At 69.3% G+C, this 22974-nt stretch carries 23 protein-coding genes; 14 read left to right on the plus strand and 9 right to left on the minus strand.

What is annotated here, in order from left to right; all coding sequences use genetic code 11:
• Positions 1–24: 24 nt before the first annotated feature.
• Both gyrA and ACMGFG_RS02795 read left to right on the plus strand, forming a co-directional pair.
• Entirely contained in the window at positions 25–2580 is a 2556-nt protein-coding gene (gene gyrA / locus ACMGFG_RS02790; protein ID WP_436928833.1) for a DNA gyrase subunit A, read from the plus strand.
• Between the two features lie 131 nt (positions 2581–2711).
• On the plus strand, positions 2712–4907 hold the full coding sequence (locus ACMGFG_RS02795; RefSeq protein ID WP_436928834.1) for a DUF7282 domain-containing protein: 2196 nt from the start codon (positions 2712–2714) through the stop codon (positions 4905–4907).
• 9 nt (positions 4908–4916) lie between these two features.
• Here ACMGFG_RS02795 and rocF read toward each other — a convergent pair whose 3' ends face one another.
• The 3 genes from rocF to ACMGFG_RS02810 all read right to left on the minus strand — a co-directional run bounded on the left by rocF (position 4917) and on the right by ACMGFG_RS02810 (position 7329).
• Positions 4917–5831 carry an arginase gene (gene rocF / locus ACMGFG_RS02800; protein ID WP_436928835.1) on the minus strand — a complete coding sequence of 305 codons (915 nt, stop codon included), beginning with the start codon at positions 5829–5831 and terminating at the stop codon, positions 4917–4919.
• Positions 5832–5909: 78 nt separating this feature from the next.
• Complete coding sequence (locus ACMGFG_RS02805; RefSeq protein ID WP_436928836.1) at positions 5910–6371, minus strand: hypothetical protein; 462 nt, start codon at positions 6369–6371, stop codon at positions 5910–5912.
• 37 nt (positions 6372–6408) lie between these two features.
• Positions 6409–7329, minus strand: a complete 921-nt coding sequence (locus ACMGFG_RS02810; protein ID WP_436928837.1) for an NAD-dependent epimerase/dehydratase family protein — start codon at positions 7327–7329, stop codon at positions 6409–6411.
• Positions 7330–7502: 173 nt separating this feature from the next.
• Between ACMGFG_RS02810 and ACMGFG_RS02815 the strand changes: the two genes are divergently transcribed.
• From ACMGFG_RS02815 to ACMGFG_RS02840, 6 genes are all read left to right on the plus strand, one after another.
• Positions 7503–8036, plus strand: coding sequence for an HTH domain-containing protein (locus ACMGFG_RS02815; protein WP_436928838.1), 534 nt, complete (start codon positions 7503–7505; stop codon positions 8034–8036).
• A 255-nt stretch (positions 8037–8291) separates the two neighbouring features.
• Complete coding sequence (locus tag ACMGFG_RS02820; protein ID WP_436928839.1) at positions 8292–9455, plus strand: NAD(P)/FAD-dependent oxidoreductase; 1164 nt, start codon at positions 8292–8294, stop codon at positions 9453–9455.
• A 130-nt stretch (positions 9456–9585) separates the two neighbouring features.
• Positions 9586–9771 carry a hypothetical protein gene (locus ACMGFG_RS02825; RefSeq protein ID WP_436928840.1) on the plus strand — a complete coding sequence of 62 codons (186 nt, stop codon included), beginning with the start codon at positions 9586–9588 and terminating at the stop codon, positions 9769–9771.
• A gap of 250 nt (positions 9772–10021) precedes the next feature.
• Positions 10022–10156 (plus strand): hypothetical protein, encoded by a 135-nt coding sequence (locus ACMGFG_RS02830; protein ID WP_436928841.1) that lies wholly within the window; start codon positions 10022–10024, stop codon positions 10154–10156.
• 137 nt (positions 10157–10293) lie between these two features.
• Positions 10294–10668, plus strand: a complete 375-nt coding sequence (locus tag ACMGFG_RS02835; protein WP_436928842.1) for a hypothetical protein — start codon at positions 10294–10296, stop codon at positions 10666–10668.
• Positions 10669–10918: 250 nt separating this feature from the next.
• Positions 10919–11323, plus strand: a complete 405-nt coding sequence (locus ACMGFG_RS02840; protein WP_436928843.1) for a methyl-accepting chemotaxis protein — start codon at positions 10919–10921, stop codon at positions 11321–11323.
• A gap of 98 nt (positions 11324–11421) precedes the next feature.
• Here the strand turns inward: ACMGFG_RS02840 and ACMGFG_RS02845 are convergent, their stop codons facing one another.
• Positions 11422–12255 (minus strand): nucleoside phosphorylase, encoded by an 834-nt coding sequence (locus ACMGFG_RS02845; RefSeq protein WP_436928844.1) that lies wholly within the window; start codon positions 12253–12255, stop codon positions 11422–11424.
• Positions 12248–12640, minus strand: a complete 393-nt coding sequence (cdd, locus tag ACMGFG_RS02850) for a cytidine deaminase (RefSeq protein ID WP_436928845.1) — start codon at positions 12638–12640, stop codon at positions 12248–12250. The genes ACMGFG_RS02845 and cdd overlap by 8 nt, the downstream gene beginning before the upstream one ends.
• 139 nt (positions 12641–12779) lie before the next feature.
• Between cdd and ACMGFG_RS02855 the strand changes: the two genes are divergently transcribed.
• The 5 genes from ACMGFG_RS02855 (at position 12780) to ACMGFG_RS02875 (ending at position 18768) form a co-directional block, all read left to right on the plus strand.
• Positions 12780–14261 carry a glycoside hydrolase family 43 protein gene (locus tag ACMGFG_RS02855; protein WP_436928846.1) on the plus strand — a complete coding sequence of 494 codons (1482 nt, stop codon included), beginning with the start codon at positions 12780–12782 and terminating at the stop codon, positions 14259–14261.
• 98 nt (positions 14262–14359) lie between these two features.
• Positions 14360–15217, plus strand: a complete 858-nt coding sequence (locus ACMGFG_RS02860) for an alpha/beta fold hydrolase (protein ID WP_436928847.1) — start codon at positions 14360–14362, stop codon at positions 15215–15217.
• 231 nt (positions 15218–15448) lie between these two features.
• Positions 15449–16834 (plus strand): sensor histidine kinase, encoded by a 1386-nt coding sequence (locus ACMGFG_RS02865; protein WP_436928848.1) that lies wholly within the window; start codon positions 15449–15451, stop codon positions 16832–16834.
• Positions 16835–16940: 106 nt separating this feature from the next.
• Positions 16941–17948 (plus strand): alpha/beta hydrolase fold domain-containing protein, encoded by a 1008-nt coding sequence (locus ACMGFG_RS02870; protein ID WP_436928849.1) that lies wholly within the window; start codon positions 16941–16943, stop codon positions 17946–17948.
• 55 nt (positions 17949–18003) lie between these two features.
• Positions 18004–18768 (plus strand): DUF5673 domain-containing protein, encoded by a 765-nt coding sequence (locus tag ACMGFG_RS02875; RefSeq protein ID WP_436928850.1) that lies wholly within the window; start codon positions 18004–18006, stop codon positions 18766–18768.
• 24 nt (positions 18769–18792) lie between these two features.
• Here the strand turns inward: ACMGFG_RS02875 and ACMGFG_RS02880 are convergent, their stop codons facing one another.
• The 3 genes from ACMGFG_RS02880 to ACMGFG_RS02890 form a co-directional block, all read right to left on the minus strand.
• On the minus strand, positions 18793–20145 hold the full coding sequence (locus tag ACMGFG_RS02880) for a phosphopentomutase/phosphoglucosamine mutase (RefSeq protein WP_436928851.1): 1353 nt from the start codon (positions 20143–20145) through the stop codon (positions 18793–18795).
• 158 nt (positions 20146–20303) lie between these two features.
• A complete protein-coding gene (psmB, locus tag ACMGFG_RS02885) occupies positions 20304–21035 on the minus strand; it encodes an archaeal proteasome endopeptidase complex subunit beta (RefSeq protein ID WP_436928852.1) in 732 nt (243 codons plus the stop codon).
• Between the two features lie 118 nt (positions 21036–21153).
• Positions 21154–21336 carry a hypothetical protein gene (locus ACMGFG_RS02890; protein WP_436928853.1) on the minus strand — a complete coding sequence of 61 codons (183 nt, stop codon included), beginning with the start codon at positions 21334–21336 and terminating at the stop codon, positions 21154–21156.
• A 327-nt stretch (positions 21337–21663) separates the two neighbouring features.
• Between ACMGFG_RS02890 and ACMGFG_RS02895 the strand changes: the two genes are divergently transcribed.
• Positions 21664–22020, plus strand: a complete 357-nt coding sequence (locus tag ACMGFG_RS02895) for a DUF555 domain-containing protein (protein WP_436928854.1) — start codon at positions 21664–21666, stop codon at positions 22018–22020.
• 6 nt (positions 22021–22026) lie between these two features.
• On the opposite strand, the gene ACMGFG_RS02900 is transcribed toward ACMGFG_RS02895, so the two are convergent.
• Positions 22027–22929, minus strand: coding sequence for a phosphoribosyltransferase HisG-related protein (locus ACMGFG_RS02900; protein ID WP_436928855.1), 903 nt, complete (start codon positions 22927–22929; stop codon positions 22027–22029).
• Between the last annotated feature and the right edge of the window lie 45 nt (positions 22930–22974).

Raw genomic sequence — 22974 nt, forward strand, 5'->3', positions numbered from 1 at the left:
CGCCGACCGACGGGAGGTGACACGATGAGTTCCGACGTACCCGACTCCGACGCGACGCCGGCCGCGGAGGTCGACCGCGTCCGCGTCGAGAACGAGATGGAGCAGAGCTACATCGACTACGCGATGAGCGTCATCGCGGGCCGGGCGCTGCCGGACGTGCGCGACGGGCTCAAGCCCGTCCACCGGCGCATCCTCTACGCGATGCACGAGATGGGTGTAACGAGCAACACGTCCCACCGCAAGTCCTCGTCGATCGTCGGCGAGACGATGGGTGACTACCACCCCCACGGCGACTCCGCCATCTACGACACGCTCGTCCGGATGGCCCAGGACTTCTCGATGCGCTATCCCCTCGTGGACGGCCAGGGGAACTTCGGCTCGATGGACGGCGACCCGCCGGCGGCCATGCGCTACACGGAGGCCCGGATGGCCCCCATCGCCGAGGAGATGCTCGCGGACATCGAGAAGGACACCGTCGACTTCCAGTCCAACTACGACGACCGGCTGACCGAGCCGGAGGTCCTGCCCGCGAAGGTGCCGAACCTGCTGATCAACGGCTCGTCCGGCATCGCGGTCGGCATGTCGACGAACATCCCGCCGCACAACTTCGGCGAGGTCGTCGACGCCGTCGTCCATCTCATCGACAACCCCGACTGCGACGTGGAGGACCTGGTCGACACCCGCGACGGCCGCGGCAACGGCACCGCCGGCCCGATCAAGGGCCCGGACTTCCCGACCGGCGGCACCATCGTCGGCCGCGAGGCCGTCCACTCCGCCTACACCACCGGCCGCGGGCGAGTTACCGTCCGCGCCAAGTACGAGCTCGACCGGGAGGACGGGAAGATCGTCCTCACGGAGATCCCCTTCCAGGAGAACAAGGCGCGGATGGTCGAGCGCATCGCCGAGGACGTCAACGAGGGGAAGATCGAGGGCGTCTCGGACCTGCGCGACGAGTCGGACCGCAACGGCGTCCGCGTCGTCATCGAACTCAAGCGGGGCGCCAACATCGACGTGGTCGAGAACCAGCTGAAGAAACACCACTTCGAGTCGACCTTCGGCGTCATCAACCTCGCGCTGGTCGACGGCCAGCCCCAGGTGCTCACACTCAAGGAGACCCTGGAGGAGTACCTCGACCACCGCAAGAGCGTCGTCCGCCGGCGCTCGGAGTACGAACTCGCGGAGGCCGAGGACCGCGCGCATATCCTCGAGGGCCGGCTGAAGGCCCTGGAGCAGGTCGACGCGGTCGTCGACCTCATCCGCAACTCCGAGGACCGCGACCAGGCCAAGGCCGCGCTGCGGGGCGAGGTCGACCTCGGCGAACTGGACGCGGAGTTCGAGCACCTCGACGAGCAGACGGCCTTCGACTTCTCGGGCGACCAGGCCGACCACATCGTCCGGATGCAGCTCGGCTCGCTCACCTCGATGGAGGCCGCCGAGATCGAGAGCGAGTACGAGGACCTGCAGGCGGAGATCGAGCGCCTGGAGACGATTCTGAACGACGAGTCCGAACTCCTCGCGGTCATCAAGGAGGAGCTGGAGGCGATGAAAGCCGAGTACGACGACGAGCGCCGGACGGACTTCGTCGAGAGCGACGAGATCACCAACGAGGACCTCATCCCCGAGGAGGACGTGGTCGTCGTCATCACGGAGGACGACTACATCAAGCGGATGCCCGTCGACCGCTTCGACCCGCAGGGCCGCGGCGGCAAGGGCATCATCGGCGCCGACCCCAAGGAGGGCGACCGCGTCTCGAAGGTGTTCCGTGCCAACACCCACGACTACCTCCTTTCGTTCACGAACCAGGGGCAGGTCTACAAGCTCAAGACCTACGAGATCCCGGAGATGAGCCGGACAGCGAGGGGCAAATCGGCCGTGAACCTCATCGACCTGGACGACGGCGAGGAGATCACCGCCGTCGTCAACACGGACGACTTCGAGCCCGAGGAGTCTATCGCGATGGTCACTCGCAACGGCTACGTCAAGCGGACCAACGCCGAGGAGTTCGAGAACATCCTCTCGACGGGGATCATCGCCGCCGACCTCGAGGCGGGCGACGAACTCGTCGACGTGGAGGTGACCGACCGGACGAAAGATCTCGTCATCGCCACCGAGCAGGGCATGACCATCCGCTTCGACGAGAGCGAGGCCCGCGAGATGGGCCGCAACGCCCGCGGCGTCGGCGGGATCGACCTCCAGGGCGACGACCGCGTCGCCGGCATGGTCGCGACCGACGAGGAGGACGACCGGTGTCTGCTGACGGTCACCCGCAACGGCTACGGCAAGCGCACTCCCCTCTCGGAGTACCGCCGCCAGTCCCGCTACGGCAAGGGGCTCATCGACATCAAGACCGACGAGCGCAACGGCCCCGTCAGCACGGTCAAGGCCGTCAGCGCCGACGACCACCTGATGATCATGAGCGAGCGCGGCCAGATCATGCGCATCCGCGCGGGCGACGTGAGCGAGGTCGGCCGCAACACCAAGGGCGTCGTCGTCATGAAACTCGAGGAGGGCGACAGCGTCGCCAGCGTCGACGTGGTCCCCGAGTCCGTCGACGAGGTCGACGCCGAGGACGCCGAGTAGAGCGGTTCTGTCGACACATCCCGTTTTCGCCGTTCTCGCCGTCGAGCGGCGCGCTCACCCGTGGAGGGGCACAAGAACTTTGCCGGAGTCGGGCGGACTCCCGGACAGCGACGGGGGAGCTCACGATCACGATGTTCGAGAGACGCGGCGGTTCGACGCTCGGAGTACTGTTCGTCCTGGCGGTGGCGGTCGCCGGGACCGCGGCGATACCGGCGTTCGCGGCCGCCGGACCGGCGACACAGCCCGCGGCGCCGGCGAACGCGGGCGGTGGCGGAACGCAGTGTCCGGTCGTTAGCGGCGGGACTATCGGGCCGGCGGCGTCCGCCGGTGGCGACGGCGGGGATAGCGGTCCCGGTGGCGCTTCGACCGCGTCGGCGGCGAGCGGCCACTCGCTGGCGAGCTACCCGGACGCGCCCAGGATGGACGTGGCCCGGGGCGACATCGCGGCCATCGAGACGGGGATCACGCGCGGCGAGACCGGGACCGTCCGCATCGAGTCGGTCGGCGGCGAGTTCAACGTCTCGCTGACGTTCGCGAACAACGACGGGCGCAAGCCGGCGGAGCTGTACGTCAACACATACCTCGCGGGCAACGAGACGGCGGTAGCCGGCCTCGCGTACACCGCCGGCGACAACGACCGCGTGGCCGTCGAGGACAGGGAGTCGGTCACCGGCGCGCCGATGCCGGTCGGCGCCTACGACGTGACCGTCGAGACGCGGTCGGGGACGACCACGCAGCGGTTGACCATCGACGACCCCGCGGTCGGCGACACGACGCTCCTGCGGGCGCCGGGCGACCGCTTCGGCGAACTGGACACCGACGGGGACCTCGTCGCGGCCCGCGAGTCCGGGCTGGTCACCGAGCCGCCGATGACCGACGACGGGCCGGCGGCCGCGCTCGGCGACACGATGGTCTACCGGCTGAACGCGAGCGGGGTCTACGGGCTCATGGCCGCCCAGGGCGGCGCGACCAGCGAGGCGAACTTCCTCGCCGCGACGGGTGAGGACGGTCCGTTCGACCTGTCGATCACCTCGTCGGGCGACTGCGAGTCGGCCGTCGACGTCCGCGGGAGCGTGACGGACGGGACCGCCCGGGTGATCCCCGACCCGGACAGCGAGACGCTGTACGTGACCGCCGACCTGCGGCGCGTGGCGGTCCGCGAGGGCCTCGACCGCGGGTTCCGCGGGCCCGGCCGGGCGACCTACACGTTCACCGGAGGCAGTCACATCGCCGAGTCTGACACGACGACGGCGGTCGACTACACGGTCGCGGCCCGCGAGTACAGCTACGACGCCGACAGCGGGATCCTCGTCCGGGCGGCCGAACCCGGCCAGCGGGTCGCCGGCGAGACGAACCTCGCGCCAGGGACGAACCTGACGGTCAACGTCACGGGGCTCGACCGCGACTACAGGACGAGCGCGCGGACGACCGTCGACGACGACGGGAGCTTCGGCGTCGACATCGACCTGAGCGACGCGCGCGACGACGCGCGGTACACCGCCTCCATCGCCCAGATCGACGGCTCGGAGACGCTGCTGACGACGGGGTCGGCCGAGGCGACGGCCGTCCTCTTCGAAGAGTACGCCTCGGCGAGTTCGAGCGAGGCCGACCGGGTCGGGAACGTCCGCGTCGCGCTCGAAGACGGCGGGTTCCTGGCGGCCTACCGCGTGCCGCCGAACGAACAGGTGACCCGGGAGGACCTGATCGGTCGCTCGGGGTACCTCCAGTCGGGGGTCCACGACCCCACAGTGTCGCTCGACCGCCCGCTGACCCGCAGTGAGAACGTCGTCCTCGTGGCCCACCGTGACGACGACGGCGACGGCCGCTTCGACTACCCGGCCGACGACAGCCCCTACCGGATCGGCGGCGACCCGGTCTACGGCGTGGGCAGGGTGCTGCTCGACGGCGGGTCGAAACCGCCGAGAAATCCGCAGTACCTCGGGGTGACGCTCCCGCCGGCCGACGAGATCACGGGGACGCCGGTCCCGACGGCGACCCCGACCGACGAGCCGACGGCGACCGCCACCCCGTCGCCGACGCCGACCGCGACGCCGACGGACCGGGCGGTCACGACGACGGAACTGCCGCCGCCGACGCTGCGCGGGACGGACACCCCGACGGCGACGCCCGCGGGGACGACCGCCCCGAACGGGACCCGCGTCCCGACCGCCGCGAACGGGACCGCCGGGCCGAACGGCACGGCCGCGAACGGGACCGCGACGGTCACCGACGGCGCGACCGACGGGTTCGGTCCCGGGTTCGGAGTGACCGCGGTCGTCGCGGCCGTCGTCCTGTTCGGCGCGGTCGCGATGTCGCGGCGGGAGTGACGGCGAGAGTCAGAGAATCCGTTTTCCGAGCGCGCTCACGGCGAGTTCGACGGCGAGCTCGGCGGTCCTGTTGTGGTCGTCGAGGATGGGGTTGACTTCGACGATCTCCAGCGAGGCGAGGTCGGAGCCGGTCGTCCGGGAGACGACCTCCATCGCGGTGTGGCCCTCGCGGTAGGAGGCCCCGCCGCGGACGGGCGTGCCGACGCCGGGGGCCTCTGTCGGGTCGAGGAAGTCCATGTCGAGGCTGACGTGGACGCCGTCGACCCCGTCGGCCGCGACCTCGACGGCCTCGCGGGTTACCTCGGGCAGTCCGCGCTGGTCGACGTCGGTCATCGAGAACGCGGTCACGTCGCTCTTCCGCAGGGCCTCCCGTTCCTCGCCGTCGAGATCGCGGAGTCCGACCATCGCGACGTTCTCGGGGTCGACCGTGGGGGCCGCCGCCCAGTCGCTGTCGGCGAACGCGCCGCGGCCGAGAATCGCGGCGACGGACATCCCGTGGACGTTGCCCGAGGGCGACGTAGTGGGCGTGTTGAAGTCCCCGTGGGCGTCGAACCAGACGATCCCCAGGTCCCGGTCGCGGGCGACGCCGCCGACGGTCCCGATGGCGATGGAGTGGTCGCCGCCGAGGACGAGCGGGATGTGGCCGTCTCCGACGGCCGCGGCCACCTCGTCGGCGAGGTCCCGACACACCTGCTCGGTGGCGGCGAGGTACTTCGTCCGACCGTCAGGGGAGCGGCCGGCGTCCGCTTCGGTCCGTTCCGGGCTGGGGACCGGGACGTTCCCGCCGTCGTCGCAGTCGATCCCCAGCGACGCCAGTTCGTCGGCCAGTCCGGCGTAGCGGATGGCCGACGGCCCCATGTCGACGCCGCGCCTGTCTGCGCCCAGGTCCATCGGGACGCCGAGGACGTGTACCGGTCGGTCCATACCCCCGATTACACGGGAGTCGTCCTAAACCGTGTGGATCCGGCGCCCCGACCGGCGTTCGCGGCCACCGCCCCCGGGTCAGTAGACCGGCGGGTTGTACTCGCTCGGGACGACGGCGCGGCGAACCTGCGCCCCGAGGGCGCCGGCGACGCCGCCGACCAGCGCGCAGACCGGCGAGACCAGCAGCAGGACGCCGCCGAGGAGCGGCGAGACGTAGAAGAAGTGCTGGCCGGTCTGGGCGCGCAACGAGAGGAACAGCCCGACGGGGACGACGACGCCCAGCACCGCGAAGCCCACGACGACCGCGCGGGCCCCGACTGCGGCCCCCCTCAACCAGTTGCGCCCCAGCGCGACGCCGGTCACCGTCCCGCCGACCGCCGAGGCGATCACGCCGGTGATCCCGACCGAGCGTGCGGGCCAGACCACAACGGCGCCGAGAAGGAACAGCGCCACCGTCGTCGCCGCCCCCGCGGCGACCTGTGACTGGTAGTCTCCCAGGAGGAACCGACGACCGCGCCGGAGCGAGTCACGGACCGACATACCCCCCCGTTCGCTCGCGACCGGATTAAGCTAAGGGTTACCGGTACTGGCTACAGACGCGTCGAACGCCCTCTTCGAAGGATATCTCGGGTTCCCAGCCGGTGGCCTCGCGCATCTTGGTGGCGTCGGCCATCGTGTCGTGGACGTAGACGTCCTCGGGGATGGGGTTGTCCTCGTAGACCGGTTCCACGTCGGTGCCGAGTTCCGCGTTGATGCGGTCGACGAGCGTGTCGAAGCTGTACTGCTCGCCGGTGCCGAGGTTGTAGACGCCGGACAGTTCGTGGTCGGCGGCGAGTTCGAGCCCGCGGACGATGTCGTCGACGTGGGTGAAATCCCGCGTCTGGGAGCCGTCGCCCCAGATCTCGGGGTTGCGGCCGTTGGCGATGTCGTCGGCGAACTGCGCGATGAGGTTGGCGTACTCGCCCTTGTGTTGTTCGGCGCCGTCTTCCATCCCCTGATAGACCGAGAAGAAGCGCATGCCGGCCATGGACATGTCGTAGTGGTTGGCGAAGTACTCGGCGTACTTCTCGCGGGCGAGCTTCGAGGCTTCGTAGCCCGTGTTCACGGTGACGGGCATGTCCTCCGGGGAGGGTTCCGTGCGGTCGCCGTAGATCGACGACGTGGAGGCGTAGACGACCGTATCACAGCCGTCCTGGCGAGCCTGGTCGACCGTGTTGACGAACCCCTCGACGTTGACCCGCGCGCCCCGGGTGGGGTCGTCCTCGTGCATCGCGTACGACGACAGCGCCGCGATGTGGAAGACCACGTCCACGTCCGTCGGCAGGTCGTCGTCCAGCACCGACCCCTCGACGAACTCGACCGACTCGTCGAGATTGTCGGGCGTGCCCAGGTAGCAGTCGTCCAGCGCGATCACGTCGTTCTCTTCGGCGAGGTGGTTCGCCAGATTCGACCCGATGAACCCCGCGCCACCCGTGACGAGTACCCGCTTGCCGTTCATGGATCGAGATGTCACTCCGAGCGCAATAAATCGTCCCATTATCGTCGGACCGCGAGCGGATCGACCGTGTGAGGGACTGACTGCCGCGGGCTCGGGCCGGCGGCCGGTGAATCTTGCCGCGGTCGCGGTCGGTCACCGCCGGCTTTAATAAAATCTATGACCAAAACGCGGGTATGTCATCAATCGAGTTGACGCCCAGCCAGAAAAACATCCTGCAGGAGCTGGTCAATCTCTACCGGGAGTCCGAGAGCGCGGTGAAAGGGGAGGACATCGCAGAGAAGGTCGACCGCAACCCCGGGACGATCCGCAACCAGATGCAGAGTCTCAAGGCCCTCCAGCTGGTCGAGGGCGTCCCCGGCCCGAAGGGCGGGTACAAGCCGACGGCCACCGCCTACGACGCCCTCCAGATCCAGGACATGGACCAGGCCGCCGACGTGCCGCTGGCCCACAACGGCTCGGACATCGAGGACGCCAACGTCGAGGAGATCGACCTCACCAGCGTCCACCACCCCGAGGAGTGCCGCGCCGAGATCAAGCTCCAGGGGTCGATCGCCGACTTCCACGAGGGCGACACCATCACCGTCGGTCCGACGCCGCTCTCGAAGCTCCAGATCATCGGCACCCTCGAAGGCAAGGACGACACCAACAACAAGCTCATCCTCACCATCGACGACATGCGCGCGCCGGCCGGCGAACCCGAGCACTGACCGGGCGGCCGCCCCGTCGACCGGTCCACTCGCTTCGCTCTCTCGATCCCACCGGCTCCGTGCTCCCGGACTCCACGTTCCCGGACTCCACGTTCCCGGACTCCGATCCGGGCGGCCCCGAGCCGCCCGTCGTTCGTCTCGGCTGACTCGATCGGCACCGTCGGTCCTGTATTTTCGTGACAGACGGCCGTCGGAGCGCCCGATTCTCGCGACGGATTCGTAGGGTTTGTATCGCCCGCCTCCCGAGTCGCTCGCATGAGCGACAACGTCGTCGTGCTCGGGTCCGGTTACGCGGGCGCGGGTGCGGTCAAGAGCCTCGAATCCCATCTCGACGGTCGGGCCAACGTCACCTGGATATCCGACGTGGACTACCACCTCGTGCTCCACGAGTCCCACCGCTGTATCCGCGACCCGAGCGTCCGCGAGAAGGTCACCATCCCGGTCGAGGAGGTCAAGTCGCCGTCGACGACGTTCCGCCAGGCCACGGTCGAGGGCGTCGACACCGACGACCGGGTCGTCGAACTCGCGGACGGCGACGACGTGTCCTACGACTATCTGCTGGTCGGGATCGGCTCGCGCACCGCCTTCTTCGGCATCGAGGGCCTGAAAGAGTACGCCCACACGCTCAAGAGCCTCGACGACGCCCTCTCGATCCACGACGCCGTCTCGGAGGCGGCGGCCGAGGCGACCCGCGACGACCCCGCGACGGTCGTCGTCGGCGGTGCCGGCCTCTCGGGCATCCAGACCGCCGGCGAGATCGCCGAGTACCGCGACGACTACGGCGCCAACGTCGACATCGAACTCGTCGAGGGGCTCGACCGCGTGCTCCCCAACAGCGACCCCGAACTCCAGGGCGCGCTCCGCAAGCGCCTCGAAGCGGCGGACGTGAACATCCACACCGGCGAGTTCATCGGCGAGGTCGACGAGGACACCGTCTACATCGGCGACGATCAGGAGATGGACTACGACGTGCTGGTCTGGACCGGCGGCATCACCGGCCGCGAGGCGGTCGCCGACGCGAACGTCGACAAGGACGACCGCTCCAACCGCATCTTCGCCGACACGACCTTCGAGACCGACGACGACCGCGTGTTCGCCATCGGCGACGCCGCCCTGGTCGACCAGCCCGGCGACGACCCCGCGCCGCCGACCGCCCAGGCCGCCTGGCAGGCCGCCGAGGTCGCCGGCGAGAACCTCGCCCGCCGCGTCAAGGGCCAGCCCCTGACCGAGTGGACCTACGACGACAAGGGCACCGTCGTCTCCGTCGGCGACGAGGCCGTCGCCCACGACGTGAAGTTCCTCCCTATCTCCACCTTCGGCGGCAAACCCGCCGAGATCCTCAAGAAGGGCATCGCCGCCCGCTGGATCGCCGACGTGTCCTCGATCGGCAACGCCATCGACGCCTGGCCCGACATGTAATTCCGTGGGTCTACCCCGCCGGATACGTCGCCGACGGTCGTCGGCATCCCGACGGTCTCACCAGGTTTACAGCCCGGGCAGAAAACGTCAATCACAACGGGTTTGTGCCGACCGGTTCATCCCCAGTCCGATGTCGCAGCAGAACCCCCTGGCGAACCCCGCTATCAGGTACGGTATCGGTGCCTCCGGCGCGCTGGCGATCGCTGTCGTCGCGTACCTCTTCCTCGACGGAACTGCGCAGCTGATCGCGTACGCGGTGGCCGTCCTCGACCTGGTCGTCACGCCGCAGATCCTGAAGCGAGCCGCGACTGCCTGACTCCGGACGGGCGATCTGCGACCACCCGGCCGCAGCCGGCCGAATCGGGCGTTTCAGCGGCTGATTCTCGGGCCAGTGTGCGTTCCTCGAGCTAGTCCTCCGAGCTTGTATGCCAGCCGAGGGAGCCACCGAACCGGCCGCAGCGACCGGGGGGCTGCGGTCCAGTCTCCGAACCTTCGTCGAGTACATCCCGAGCGGGGACACGATCCCCGACGAGGCGTAGCGGCGGCGCCACCGCAACATCCTCCTCGTGGTCCTCGCGCACGCCCCCGTTCTCTTTCTGCTGGGGGCCTTCGAGGGGCCCGAGACGACGTTCTCGGGGGCGACGATACCCGTCATCCCGTTGTCGACAGTCCTGCTCGAACTCGCGTTCTGGTCGGGCTGATCGCCGCGGCAAGCCTCTCACGACGACCCCGACGCGCCCGTACCGCGCTCGGTACGGTCAGCCTGCTGACGGCGTCGATCGTCCTCGTCCAGTTCTCCGGCGGTTTCATCGAGGCGCACTTCCACTTCTTCGTCGCGATGGCGGTCGTCGCGGTCTACGAGGACTGGGTCCCGTTCGCGCTGGGGGTCGGGAAGGTGGTGCTCACCCACGGCGTCTTCGGGATGATAAACCCCAGCAGAGTGTACAACCACGAGGCCGCGATCGCCAACCCGTGGGCCTGGGGGCTGATCCACGGGGTGTTCGTGCTTGCGCTGCCCGCCGCGCCGATGTCGCACTGGTACTCGACCGAGCGGCTCCGCGAGGAAGCGACCGAGCGGCCCCGCGAGGCCGAGCAGAAGCGCGAGCAGGTCACCGACCTGGAGGAAAGCGGGCGGAGATCGAACGGGCGAACGCCGAGGCCGAGGCGGCCCAGGAACGGGCCGAGGAGCGCCGGCGGGAGGTCGACCGGCTGAACGACCACCTCGAAGCGAAGGCCGACGACTACAGCGCGGCGATGTCGCGGGCCGCGGACGGCGCCCTGCACGTCCGGCTGGACGCCGAGAGCGAGAGCGAGGCGATGACGCGGATCGCCGAGGCGTTCAGCGAGATGAACGCGGAGACGGAGTCGGCGATGGCGGAGTCCAGGGCTTCGCCGCGGAGGTCGGCGAGGCGAGCGCCGAGGCCGACGACGGGGCCGCGGCGGTCGAAGCGGCCAGCGAGGCGGTGCGCGAGTCGATCGAGGCGATCTCCGAGGGCGCGGGCGAGCAGTCCGAGCAGCTCGACGCGGTGTCGGCGGAGATGAGCGACCTGTCGGCGACGGTCGAGGAGGTGGCGGCCTCCGCGCAGACGGTCGCAGAGACCTCCCGGGAGACGGCCGAGATCGCCGACGATGGTGCCGAGACCGCGCGGACGGCGATCGAGAACACGCAGGAGAGCCGCGCGGCGATCGGCTCGACGGCCGACCGCGTCGAGGCGCTCGACGACCGGATGGCCGAGATCGGCGACCCCATCGGCGACGGAGATCGAGGAACTCGTCGAGGAGACGCAGGCCCAGACGACGGCGACCGTCGAGGAGGCCCGCCGCGCCGAGCGGCTGCGGTCGCTGCTGGCCGGGTTCGAGGTAGGTGACCGGCCCGGGTCCCGACCCGGGGGGCGCGGCCGCCGGGAGGGCCAGTGAACAGGTCGCCGTCGAGGACAGCGGGCGTCCGGAGTGAGGACCCGGCCAGTCACTCCCCCAGTCCGAGCCCTGGGTGCCACCGGTCGACGCCCGCCGCGTCGGCGGCGTCGTCCATCTCGGCGAGGATCGAGACGGCCTCGCTCGCCACCTTCGCGGCCTTGCGCTCGCCCTCGGTGCGGAACTCACCGGTCACCCGGTTGGCGTAGACGGTGCAGACCGCGCCCGCCCGGAGTCCGTAGAGGTTGGCGAGCGTCAGAATCGCCGCGGCCTCCATCTCGAAGTTGAGCACGTTCGCCTCGCGGAGGTTCTCGACGAGTTCGTCGCTCCCCGCGGCCTCGAACCCGCCGAATCCGGGGCGGCCCTGTCCGGCGTAGAAGCTATCGGTGCTGGCCGTGAGCCCGACGTGGTAGTCGTAGCCCAGCCGCTCGGCCGCGGTGACGAGCGCACCCACGACGCGGTCGTCCGCGCTCGCGGGGTAGTCCTCGCGGACGTACTCGTCGCTGGTCCCCTCCTGGCGGACGGCACCGGCGGTGATGACCAGGTCGCCGACGGACGCCTCCTCGCGGATCGCGCCGCAGGAGCCCACCCGGAGGAGCGTGTCGACGCCGACGCGGGCGAGTTCCTCGACGGCGATGGCCGCCGAGGGCGAGCCGATCCCCGTCGACGTGACCGAGATGGGCGTGTCGTCGTAGCTCCCGGTCGCCGTGCGGTACTCGCGGTGTTCGGCCACGAGTTCGTGGGCGTCCCAGCCGTCGGTGATCTTCTCGACGCGCTCGGGGTTGCCCGGCAGGAGGACGCTGTCGGCCACGTCGCCGGGCGAGACTTCGAGGTGGTACTGCTCGCCGTCGTTCGGGTCCTCGCTGGCAGGAGTGTCCTCACTCATCGGTGACCATCTCCCGGGAGATCGCCTCGGGCAGCAACTCGCCGAGTTCGTACTCGACGGGGCCGTCTTCGCCCTCGCAGACGACGACGAACGACTCCGGACAGAACTCCGCGAGCGACTGGCGACACATCCCGCAAGGAGTGACGCCGTCCTCCGCCGCGGAGGAGATGGCCAGCCGGTCGAACTCCCGGTGGCCGTCGCGGACGGCCGACCCGAGCGCGACCTCCTCGGCGTGGAGGCTGTTGCTGTAGTTGGCGTTCTCGATGTTACAGCCCGTATACACGGTCCCGTCGGCGGTCCGCAGCGCCGCGCCGACGGCGTACTCCGAGTAGGGGGCGTAGGCGTTCCCGCGCGCTTCGCGAGCGCGGTCCAGCAGGTCACTCATGGCCGTACCGAGCGGCGGACGGCACTTAAGCCGTCGGCCCTGTGGTGCCGTCGCGACGAGTCGACGCGTGTACGCCAGGGAACGGCGACGCGTCGGCTGAATCGACAGAATGAATACCATTTTTCGAGAAACGATATCCATGCGGTACGAGAACCCGATACTGCCGGGATTTCATCCCGATCCCACGGTCTGCCGGGCCGACGACACCTTTTACCTCGCGACCAGTTCGTTCGAGTACTTTCCCGGAGTCCCGCTCTATCGAAGCGAGAACCTCGTCGACTGGGAGCCCATCGGTCACGCACTCACCCGGGATTCCCAGCTCGCGCTCCGGGATGTCGGTCCGTCCGGCGGCATCTTCGCACCGACGCTCCGGCACCACGACGGGACCTTCTACCTCGTCACGACGAACGTCAGTGGCGACGGCCACTTGCTCGTCACCGCCGACGACCCGACCGGAGAGTGGTCCGACCCGACGTGGGTGGACGCGCCGGGGTTCGACCCCGATCTGTTCTTCGACGGCGACACCTGCTATTTCACGTACCACGAGGAGGACACCGAGAACCCGATCCGACAGGCCGAACTCGACGTCGAGACCGGCGACCTCGGCGAACCGCGGACGATATGGACGGGCTTTCGCGATCCCCACGTCGAAGCACCACACATCTTCGAACGGGACGGGACGTACCACTTGCTTCTCGCCGAAGGGGGGACTCACGCGGGGCACATGGTCGTCGCGGCACGCGCCGACGACCCGACCGGTCCGTACGAGGGGTGTCCGGCCAACCCCGTGCTCACGCACTGGGGTCGCCCGCGGGCTGACATCCGTGCAGTCGGCCACGCCGACCTCGTACAGGACGGAGACGGGGAGTGGTGGCTCGTCTGTCTCGGCATCCGCCAGCGCGGCCCGTGGCCGCGGTACCACCATCTCGGTCGCGAGACGTTCCTCGCTCCCGTCACGTGGGAGGACGGCTGGCCGGTGGTCAACGACGGGGAGCCGATCCGGGCCGAGATGAGCGGACCGCTCCCCGGCGAGGGCCGGACGGAGACGAACCCGGTCGAACACACCGAGACCGACTTCGCGGACGGGCTGGGCGTCGAGTGGCAGTTCCGTCGCAACCCCGACCGCGACCGCTATCGGACGGGTCCGGACGGGCTCGCCCTCCGCGGCGGTCCGGAGACGCTCGACGAGCCCGGGGCCACCTTCGTCGGCCGGCGCCAGACTGCCTTCGACTGCCGGGCCGAGCTGTCGCTGTCGTTCGACCCGGCCGACGGCGACGAGGCCGGTCTCGCGGTGGTCGCCAACGAACGGCACCACTATCAACTCGGCGTGACCCGTCAGGACGGCTGGCGGGAAGCCGTCGTCCGCCTCCGTATCGGCGATGCGACGGACGTAGTCGGACGCACTTCGGTCGGGGCATCGGCCGACCTGGCCGTCGTGGCCGACACCGACGACTACCGCTTTTGCGTCGACGGCGAGGAGCTCGCCTCGGCGGCGACTCGCTACCTCTCGACGGAGGTGGCCACCGGGTTCACCGGCGTCTTCTTCGGCCCCTACGCGACCGGGAACGGGACCACCTGCGAGGCGGACGCGGTGGTCGAACGCTTCGTCTACGAGTCGTAAACCACCGGGACTGTGGACGACGCGTCCCCGGCCCCTGTCTCCACGCGGCCGAACGATCTCGCATGATTTTTTGCCTATCGATCGCGAGTTCCTGACAGATGAGTCAACAGACACAGGTCCCGGAACAGTGGGAGCGCGGCTTCGTCGAGGCGAACGGCATCGAGTTGCACTACTGCCGCACCGGCGGGTCGGGTCCGCCGGTCGTCGTCTCCCACGGCTTCACCGACGACGGCTACTGTCGGCTCGACCTCGCCCGCGAACTCGCGGACGACTTCGACGTCGTGCTGTACGACGCCCGCGGCCACGGCCGTTCCGACGCCCCCGAGGGGGAGTACGGTCCGCCAGAGCGGGCGTCGGACCTGCTCGGACTGCTCGACGCGCTCGCGCTCGAAGACCCGATCCTGTTCGGCCACTCCATGGGCGCCGACACGGTGACGGCGGCCGCGGCCCGCCGACCGGATCGGCCGCGGGCCGTCGTCCTCGAAGATCCCGTCTGGATACTCGACGGGGTCGACGACGACCTGATCGAGGAAGACCCGGGCGACGATGTCGAGGAGGATCGCGGCGATGATATCGAGGAGCAGATCGCGTGGTGGCAGGACCACAGCGTCGAGGAACTCCTCGAAGCCGACACGATGTTTCGGGACCTCGCCGAGCGCGGACAGCCCGACCTCGCGCGCCGGGTCGCCGAAGCCAGGCACCGGCTCCGACCCGAGATCGCCCGGGTCTCCGGGGCCGAGTTCGTCGACCCCACCGAGACGTACGGCGACATCGACGCGCCGACGCTACTCTTGAAAGCCGACGCGGACGAGGCGGAACGCGAGCGGGAACGGGAGATAGCCGCCCTGCTCCCGGACGGACGGATCGCGCACGTGGACGACGCCGGACACTGCGTCTTCTGGGACGAACGGGAGCGTGCGACCGAGGAACTCCGGGCGTTCCTCGAAACGCTCTGACGATTTCTGGAGCGCGAGACGGACGTCGACGATAACTCGTTTGGGCGTCGTAGAACCCTTTCACACCGGAGACCGGGGAGAAGAGCGCGATCCGGTCGGTTTCGTCCGCGTCGGCATCACCGAGTCGATGCCTCGTACTCCCGCGTCTAGTAGAACAGAGCCGTTATCAACCCGGAGAATTTCGACGCAACGCTAACAATCGCTGTGGCATGATCGTAGACAGACCACGGAATGGATGTCTCTCTCGCGCGACACGTAGGGGCGGCAAACGCCCCGGTGACGGAACTCGCGATCGAAAGCCAGTGGCTGGTTCGATGGGGTGTGACCGCTTCACCGTCGCAGGCGCTGATCGCGGTCGTGCTCGGTGGGCCGTCCCTGTTGCTGGCTGGATATCTCCACCGCCACGTCGATCGGGTGGACTGGACGACAGTGGCGGTGTGGAGCGCCGGAGGGGCCCTTGGAGGCGCCGCGCTGGGGCTGTGGATCGCGGGCGGTGGCACCGGTTCGCCCGCCGCCGTCGTACGAGCGGCTATCGGCGGAGCAGTCGGAGGCGGGTTCGCCGGCACGAAGATCAGTCGGACCAGGTCCGCCCTGGCAACCGCTGACCGCGATCGACGCCGGTGGAAGTCGCTGTTTGCGAAGGCTCCGACCGCGGTCGCGGATCTGTCCATCCGTGAGAACGCGTTTTCGATCGTCGCCGTGAACGACGAGTTTCGGACCACCTTCCCGATAGATGGAAACTACGAGGGACAGCGGTTGGGGTCTGTAGTTGACCTCGACGACATCGACGAGGACCTCCACAGCGCCGTCGCGGCGGGGACTTCGATCATGCGGGAGTTCACCATCTCGTCGTCCGGGGACACTCGATACTACCGCCTCCGGCTGATACCGTACCAGTACGACGACGCACAGCGTGCGTTTGCAATCATCACCGAGGGGACCAGCCTGAAGAAGACCGAGAAGGATCTCCAGGAGGCCGTCTCCGAACTTTCGAAAAAGAACGACCGGCTCGAACAGTTCGCGAGCGTCGTCAGTCACGACCTCCGGAACCCGTTGAACGTCGCGACCGGCCACCTCGAACTCATGGACGCTCCCGGGGAACAACAGCATCGGGAGAAAATCGCCACCGCGCTGGACCGGATCGAGAGCCTGATCAGCGATCTGCTCACGCTCGCCCGGGAAGGCAGAGCCGTCGGCGACCTCCGTCCGGTCCGCCTCGATTCGACCGCCGACCGGGCGTGGGAGACCGTCGACGAGGGGGAGATGGAACTCAATGTGAACACCGACGCGGTCGTACTGGCCGACGGGGACCGCCTCCAACAGCTGTTCGAGAACCTCTTCCGGAACGCTCGTGAACACGCCGGTAACGACGTCACGGTCGTTGTCGACGATCTCGACGACGGAGACGGGTTCATTGTTTCCGACGATGGCCCAGGGATCCCCGCAGATGAGCGCGAGAGCGTCTTCGAACCCGGCCACTCATCGAAGTCGACCGGCACTGGTCTCGGCCTCGACATCGTCCGTGCGATCGCTCGTGGCCACGACTGGCGTGTCGACGTGACGGAGTCGTCTGAGGGCGGCGCGCGGTTCGAATTTCGGGACCTGCAGTACCCCTGATGGGCCGGAGCATGCCCGTATGGCTGCCAGCACTGCATCGAACCGCCGGTCGAACCGGGACCGATTTTAAATCTTTATACGCTCACACTATCTCGTTCGTGACAGAATGGCCGAAGCTACCGTTCGGAAGGGGATCACCTACGCCGAGCGCGACGCGGGCGAGATGAAACTCGACCTCTACCTCCCGGAGCGCGAGAACCCGCCGCTGGTCGTCTACGTCCACGGTGGCGGATGGATCGCGGCGACTCGCTCGAACATCCCCGACCCCGAGCGGTACGCCGCCGAGTGGGGCTGTGCGATCGCCAGCGTCAGCTACCGCCTCCAGGCGGTTCCCGACGGGGCGGCCGTCGAAGAGATGTACGACCCGTCGAATCCCACCCCGCGGGGCGCCTTCCCCGACCACTTCGTCGACGTGAAAGCCGCGATCCGATGGCTCCGCGCCCACGCCGACGAGTACGGCTACGACGCCGAGCAGATCGCCGCGTGGGGCTCGTCCGCGGGCGGGCATCTCGCCCTCCTCGCGGGCGTCGTCGACGACGTCACCGACCTCGGGGACGCCTACGCCGACGAGGTCGAGAAGACCGTCGCGCCGGAGGAATCCGGCGCCGTCCAGGCCGTCGTCAGCTGGTACGGCGCCGCCGACTTCGGGATCGTCGCGGACGAGCGCGGAGGGGACGAGAATGGCGAAGACGACGGGCTCATCCCGCTGTTGCTGGGCGGGCCCCAGTCCGAAGTCCCCGAGCGGTGGGCACAGGCCAGCCCCGTCACACACGTTACCCCCGAGAGCCCGCCGGCGCTGTTGATGCACGGCCGCGAGGACGAGGTGGTCGACGTGGAACACAGCCACCGGTTTTTCGACGCCCTGAACGACGCCGGCGTGGACGCGGTCTTCTACGAGCTACGCGACCTGAACCACGTCTGGGTCGAGGATGTCGAAGACATCGAGGGCGAAGGCGTGGCGATGGACCTGCTCGCGGCGGAGCCGACCCACGCCCAGTCGGTCTACGAGGCGACACACGTCGACGAGGGCGGGTCGCCCGATCCCCTGTTCGCGGATCTCCCACCAGCGGGTCCCGAGCCGATCCGCCGGTTCCTCGAACGAACTATCGAGTGACGGCGTGCCGGACAGAACACAACGAACTTGAAGGTGGGGAGACAGTTTCCGAACGATGCGACGCTGGCTTCGCGCGTCCCTGGCCGCGTACGTCGCGCTGTTAGCCGCGCCGGTGGCGACGCTCGCACCGGCGCCGACGTGGCCCTCGTTCGCCGCGGGTGCGATCCTCGGCGGCGCGGCGGGATTCGCGGCGACCGCGACGCTGGACGGGCCCGACGCGGTGCTGACACTCCCGCGGATCCTCGTCGGGTTCGCGGCCCCGCTCGGGTGGCTCTGGCCCGCCTGGACCGGTGCCACCTCTATCCCGACCTTCCTGTTCACGCCGTGGACCGGGGGCGCGGCGGCGGCGCTCGCCTGGGTGGTCGCCGTCGTCGTCGCCGCCGACTGGCGGACCCGCGAGCGGATCGACGGGCTGACCGAACTGGCCGTCTTCGAGGCGCGAAATCCGCCGGAGACGCGCCGACAGACCCGGATCGCGGTCGGTGTGATGGCGGTCCTCGTCGTCGCGGCCGTCGCCGTCTCCTTCGCGCTCGGGGGCGACATGGAGTTCTCGTACTGGTGGCTCCCGGCCATGTTCGGGGTCTGGATCCCGATCCTGGCCGACTCCGACGGTCGCGAGGTCGCGGTGGCCGACGGCGGACTCCGCGTCGAGCGACAGATCCACGACTGGGACACCGTCGACGGCTACGAGCTGACCGACGACGCGCTCACGGTCACTCGCCCGAAGTGGTACCACTCGAACCGCTCGTTCGACCGTGGGGACATCGAGGACCTCGATGCGGTGACCGCGGCGCTGGACGAGGTACTGTCCCGGCGCTGACTCCCCGCCCGGTTCGGCCCGCAGTCAGGCGTCGGCGACGGCGCGGCGGACGACGGTCGTGACCGCGTCGACCAGCTCGGCCACGTCCTCGCTCTCGGCGTAGACGCGGACGTACGGCTCGGTCCCGCTCGGGCGGACGAGCGTCCACGAGCCGTCGGGGAGTTCGAGCCGGATGCCGTACTCGGTGTCGACGCTGGCGTCGGGGAACTCGGTGGGGAGTCGCTCCGCTACCAGCGCCATCGCGCGCTCCTTGTCGTCGTCCGGGCACTCGACGCTGACCTTCCGGTAGGGTCGCTCGGTCACCGGATCCCGGAGTACGGCGAGGCCGGGACCGGCGACGAGGCGGGCGAGCACCGCCGCGCTCGCGACGCCGTCGATCCAGCCGCCGAAGACGGTGTGGATGTGCTTCCACGGTTCGGCGGCGAAGACGACCTCGGTGCCGTCGCCGCCGGCCGCGCGTGCGGCGTCGACGCCCTCGTGGAGCGCACCCAACCGAACGCGCTCGACGCGGCCGCCCGCCGCCCGCACCCGCTCGTCGATGCGGGCGGAGGCGTTGGGCGTCGTGACGACGACGGGGTCGGCCGCGTCGCTGCGGGCCGTGTAGTGCTCGGCGAGGATGGCGACGATCGTGTCCTCGTGGACGACCTGCCCGCTCGCGTCGACGACGACGATCCGGTCGGCGTCGCCGTCGTGACCGATCCCCAGGTCGGCGTCGCTCTCGGCGACGTACGAGCGCAGGTCGCGCAGGCTCTCGGGCGTGGGCTTGCTCTCGCGGCCGGGGAAGTGGCCGTCGACGTTGGCGTGGATGGCAGTCACGTCGGCGCCCAGCGCGCGGAGGACCTGCGGCGTCGCGACGCCGGCCATCCCGTTGCCACAGTCGACCGCGACCGAGAGGCCGTCGAGCGGTTCGCCGTGGTCGCGGGCGTACTCGGCGACGGCGTCGCGGTAGGCGCCGAGCACGTCCGCGTGCTCGCTCGACCCCCACTCGTCCCACGGGACGGGGTCGGGGTCGTCGGCGACGCGGCGTTCGATCCGTGCCTCGGCGTCGTCGCCGTACTCGCGGCCGTCGGCGAACAGCTTGAGCCCGTTGTCCGCCGGGGGGTTGTGACTGGCCGTGACCATCACGCCGCGGCGCTGCTGGGCGGCGTAGGCCAGCGCCGGCGTCGGCACCTGGCCGACCCTGGTCACGTCCGCGCCGGCGCTGAGCAGTCCGGCCTCGACGGCCGCCGCCAGCCCCTCGCCCGTGGTTCGCCCGTCGCGGCCGACGACGAACGAGTCGCCGTCCACGCCGGCCGCGCGCCCGACCGCCCGCGCCAGTTCCGGTGTCACCCGGGACTGGGTGTCGCCGCGGATCCCCGCGGTCCCGAACAGGTCCATATCGGTTCCACGGGAGGGCGCCCATTAACCATAGTGGGACGCGGTCGACACGGAAGACCAGCGGCTCTCGAACGAGCGGACCAGGGCACGGGCACCGCGCCCGGGACCCGAGCCCTGCGGCTGGTCGGCGAGAGAGAAGCGGAGAGAACGGACCGGCGTTACTCGACGCCGTCGAAGTCCGGGTAGTCCTCGATTTCGACGCCCTCTTCGGTGACCTCGGCGATGTAGACGCCGTTGCCGGAGCCGGTGTCGCGCTCGGCGGCGGCGCGGACGCCGGCGACGGCGGCCGAGCGGGCCTCGTCCATGTCCATGCCGTCCTCGTAGCGGTCCTCCAGGGTGCCGTAGGCGACGGTGAGGCCGGAGCCGGTGACCGTGTAGTCGTCCTCCATGACGCCACCGGCGGGGTCGATGGAGTAGACGTGGCTGCCCTCGTCGTCGATGCCGCCGAGGATGGGGTTGATGGCGAAGAAAGGGCCGCCGCGGGCGAAGTTACCCGCCAGCGTCGAGAGGGCGGTCATGCTCATGTCCTCGCCCTTGCGGGCCTCGTAGAGGTCGACCTCGGCGCGCAGCGAGCGGATGAACGACTGGGCGCCGCCGACGGAGCCGACCAGCGTCAGCGCGGCCGTCGGGTGGATCTGCTCGACCTTCTGGACGCGCTTGTTCGAGACGAACCGCCCGCCCAGCGAGGCGCGCATGTCCGTCGCGACGACGACGCCGTCCTCGGCGGTGATGCCGATGGTCGTCGTCCCGGTCTCGGCGACCTTGTTCTGGTCGCCCTGCGGGGACTCGTCGGGGAACGAGCCGATCTCCGGCTCGGTCGGGTCGGGGATCCCCGCGTCGTGGCGCTGCAGATTCTCCGAGAACTCGGGGCCTGCGGATGGGTCGCGCATGGTAGTCGGGTATCAGTCCTGTGCTGATAAAACCACCTTTTCGATCCCCCGTCCGGCGACGGCACGGGGCCGACGCGTCGCTCGCCGGTGGGCGGTTCGACGACAGAAGGTAGCTCCGTCAGTTCGTGCGTTCGGCGTCCATCTCCTCGTAGGTCTCGTTGACGCGGTCGACCGCCCGGTGGACGGGCAGGGTGACCCCCGCCTTCCGCATCACGAGCGCCAGCGGCATGAGCAGAATGCCGGCGAACAGGGTCAACTGGTACACTGCGAAGACGGCTGCGCGGTTCAGGGTGGTCGGCATCGTGGTATGCTCTGTTCTCCAGTCGAGGGAGTATATAAACTTTACCCCACGACACCGGGTAGTTGATGAAGAATCATGTGGTTTCGCCTCCGCGCCGTCTTGCGGTTCAACCGGAGTTGTCCCGGAGACAACCACATCGGCGTTCGTGCGGATTTCGAGGTAACGGGTCCGCTGGTGAGCCCGGGAATCCTCATAAGTTATGGCCATGATTGGGGTCACGTGCGCAGCGGCTCGCGGCGGTCGCGGAGCGGGGCTCGGGCCGCCGGGAGGCCTCGCTGGCGGGAGCGGACCAAAAACAGGATTACGGAGAAAGGCGGAGCAACGTGTATGAACTACATCGTAGTGATGGAAGCGGCCTGGTTGGTTCACGACGTGGACAACATCGACGACGCCATCGGCGTCGCCATCAGCGAGGCGGGCAAGCGGCTCAACCAGAAGGACATGGACTACGTCGAGGTGGGCGTGGGCTCGACGAACTGTCCGGCCTGCGGCGAGCCGTTCGACTCGGCGTACATCGCCGCCGACACCGCTCTGGTGGGCCTCGTCTTGGAGATGGAGGTGTTCAACGCCGAGAGCGAGGAACACGCCCAGCGCATCGCCAAGAGCGACGTGGGCGGCGCCCTCCGCGACGTGCCGCTCAACGTCATCGACACGGTCGAAACCGAGGAAGACGAGGAGAACTGACCCTTCTTACTGCGCCGCCAGTCGCGTCCCCGTCTCGGCGCTGACGAGCAGGTCGGCCACCCGCTCGGCCGCCGCCGTCACCTCCGGCTCGCTCTTCAGCAGCACCGTCTCGCTGGGGAAGAGGTGTTCGCCGACTTCGAGGCCGTGCTCGCGGGCGGTCCCGCCGGAGACGGTCAGGTAGACCCCGATGCCCGTCTCGGCGATGGCCGCTTCCTCCTCGTGGTCGGCCCCCGGATAGGTGAACTCGATCCCCTCGATGGCCGCGGTGCCGAGGACGCCCTCGACGAGCCGCTCGTAGCGCGGCGAGATGCAGAAATCGCCCTCGTAGGCGTCGACCAGTTCCCGCGTCGGGTTGGCGTCGTACTCGGCGGCGACCTCCGGGGTGACCAGCAGCGAGTGCCACACGGTGTCGCCGAGGCCGGCGACCAGCCGCACGTCGGTGTCCCGGGGGTCGACCCGCTCGTTGACCTCGCCGAGTTCGGCCAGCGGCTCCGCGCGGAGTTCGACGACCTCCTCTAGGAACAGGTCGGCGCTATCGAACCCCAGCGGCATCTCGTGTTTCCGGAGCGCCCGGAAGGGCTCCTCGCGGCCGACCAGTTGCAACTGCAGGTCCTCGTCGACCGGCACGACCACGCTGTCGAAGACGATCCGGCGGGGCATCCCCGAGCGGTCGTCGCGGACCAGCGTGTACTCCGGGGCATGGGGGTCTTCGTCGTCGCTGTAGGTCGCGAGTCGTTCGTACACGTCGCCGGTCGCCGACTGCTCGCCCTTGGTGACTGCCTTCTCGTAGCGCAGGGTCGAGATCACGTCGTCGGCGAGGCCGGCGACCCCCGTCTCGTCGGCGAGTCTGTCGAGGACCGCTTCGAGCGGGCGTCCCTTCCGCGGCACCGCGACGCTGACGGTCGTCATTGCTATCGAGCACGCAAGCGGCGCGTAAAACGAGTCCGATCTCCG

It is taken from the genome of Halosimplex halobium (assembly GCF_051414055.1).
Lineage (GTDB): Archaea > Halobacteriota > Halobacteria > Halobacteriales > Haloarculaceae > Halosimplex > Halosimplex halobium.